The 2,074-nt window shown below is 35.4% G+C and carries 3 protein-coding genes and 2 pseudogenes; 2 read left to right on the top strand and 3 right to left on the bottom strand.

Annotated elements, in window-relative coordinates; genetic code table 11:
• The 3 genes and pseudogenes from B4H32_RS10365 to B4H32_RS10355 all read right to left on the bottom strand — a co-directional run.
• Positions 1–120 (bottom strand): annotated as a pseudogene (locus B4H32_RS10365) (histidine kinase); the annotation flags it as partial.
• Between the two features lie 137 nt (positions 121–257).
• Positions 258–635 (bottom strand): DUF2750 domain-containing protein, encoded by a 378-nt coding sequence (locus B4H32_RS10360; RefSeq protein ID WP_004677770.1) that lies wholly within the window; start codon positions 633–635, stop codon positions 258–260.
• A 298-nt stretch (positions 636–933) separates the two neighbouring features.
• Positions 934–1,167 (bottom strand): hypothetical protein, encoded by a 234-nt coding sequence (locus B4H32_RS10355; RefSeq protein ID WP_004680917.1) that lies wholly within the window; start codon positions 1,165–1,167, stop codon positions 934–936.
• 227 nt (positions 1,168–1,394) lie between these two features.
• On the opposite strand from B4H32_RS10355, the gene B4H32_RS10350 reads away from it, so the two are divergent.
• Both B4H32_RS10350 and B4H32_RS10345 read left to right on the top strand, forming a co-directional pair.
• Positions 1,395–1,757 carry a hypothetical protein gene (locus tag B4H32_RS10350; protein WP_004758213.1) on the top strand — a complete coding sequence of 121 codons (363 nt, stop codon included), beginning with the start codon at positions 1,395–1,397 and terminating at the stop codon, positions 1,755–1,757.
• A 107-nt stretch (positions 1,758–1,864) separates the two neighbouring features.
• Positions 1,865–2,074 (top strand): annotated as a pseudogene (locus B4H32_RS10345) (hypothetical protein); the annotation flags it as partial.

Here is a 2,074-nt window from a genome sequence, read left to right as displayed (position 1 = left end):
CAGTGCCCCGACACCTTTGTCTGCCATAATTTTAATTGCTTCAAGTACAGTCGCATTTGGTGAGATTGTAAAAATTGATTGTACTGCTTTATTCTTGATGACTTGAGCAACGATTGTCATTGTTTATCCACCTGTGTTGTATTGTCATTTTCATTTAACTTAACGGTATTTGTTTTAATTGCAAAGTCCTAATTGTGCCACAATGATAACTTTTTCTCATGAATGTTTAAAAAGTCATCACTGTAACAATGGAAACTTTAGGCAGTCGCTACAGATTGATGCTGCATAAAAAAGAAATGCTGCATTTGCTGTGTTGAAAGCTTGAATTTGCGATGTGACGAGTTAAATAAAGCAGGCTCAACTTGTAGGCGGGTTAGGGTTGGCAATAAAGATTCATGAAAATCTTTTGGTGTAATTTTTCGTGGTGTGTAATTTTTCCAATGCGCCTTGGCATAACGATGTGCCTGAACACCGTTCAGCCAGAAAGGAAAGACATGACCGTCGTGATCAGATTTGATTGCCCAGCCTTGATGATATAAACCCCAAAGAACACCGCAATACATTATTGTTTTTAGAATTGAAATCTTAATCATCAACTCACGTGATACTGGTTGAAAGTGGTTAAACCGATACATATTATTAAACTGATCTTATTTAAACTTATGTTTTATTATAAGAAATTTAGATGTCATTTATGTTTAAATAATTCATCTAAATCGTAAGCAAATATTGTATGTATTAAGAAAATGCAAAATAAAGTGATTGATACTTTGATGCGATTAACACTTTGACCTGTGTAAGATAAATGGAATGTGGAGTGAAGAACGGTGATATAGGATAAAAAGATAGGAACGGATTTTGCGCAGGCATTAAAAAACGCCACCTGAGCAGATCAAAGCGATTAAAGCTTTGATGTAGCGCAAGGACGTTTCTTTATGCTTGTAGGGTTGCCATCTTCTGCCAATACTGTGCTTTCAATGAGTCACGTTCGACTCGGAAGCCTTGATAATACAACTCTGCCAAAAATAATGCCGCTTTGCCGTGACCTGCTTTCGCTACTTCTTCAAGCTCTTTCACTGCATCCTGAAAGTTTTTTTGTGATTGAATTGTATTTACCGCATTAGCATATACATGCTCTAGTTCATGGTGTGTAAAGTGTTGAATCATATAATAACTCCTTATTTTAATTATGATTACCGCAAATTCTATTCAAAGAAACTTTACTTTGAATTTAAGCTACTTTAACTTTAAATTGTTAAATTATTATGACAAAATTGATTGAATTGTCAAATATATTGCGTGTCATTTCGTAAATAAAAGCTTACACGATTAAACATTTGTCGCAAATAATTTTAAGTAAAATCAAAGTGAGAATAAGAGAAAAGGAGAACAATATGTCAAATGTAATTGATGGTGTAAGCATTGATGTTCCACCATTAGAGAGCCAGATCATCACTTTGGCTCATCATCATCGTAAATTACTGGATGAAGCCATTTTCCATCAGGAAATTCATCTCGGTGATTATTGCTTGGCCCAGCGCAAGCGTGTCTACGATTTTGCCAGCCATTTAAGCCCTGAACAAAAGGACCGCTTTTTTAAGATTTATGACGGCGAGCTAAAAAATATTGCCGATGATGATGAATTGCACCCAGCCGATGCAGAGAGTGGTGTAGGGATGTTTGCAATTTTTATTACCTTGGTGATCATCGCTTTTATTTTATATTTCGCTTTTGTCCGTACCTTGGTTAATTATTGATAAAGTTTCTGGACGTTCAATAAGTTGTTTCATTGTGACTTATTGAACGTTAGGCTTGTCCTTAATGAACCAGACACATACACTACTTCATAGCTTTGAGGTAAGTTATGTTGTCTTTATTTTCTAAACATCAGGTTTTAAAGTCTCGGTTTGGGACAAAAGTCGATCAATTGTGTAATATTCTGGTCGCGATAATACTTTTTTCAATTTTTATTGTTGTCTATAAAGCTTTACAACGCCCTGTCAATACAATGCAATATCAACAGGTGATTTATTTTTCACAACAAGCCAGCCATCCCAGAACACAGCATATGGCG

The organism is Acinetobacter sp. UBA2063 (assembly GCF_002333245.1).
GTDB classification, from domain to species: domain Bacteria; phylum Pseudomonadota; class Gammaproteobacteria; order Pseudomonadales; family Moraxellaceae; genus Acinetobacter; species Acinetobacter parvus.
This window is presented reverse-complemented; position numbering and strand designations above follow the sequence as displayed.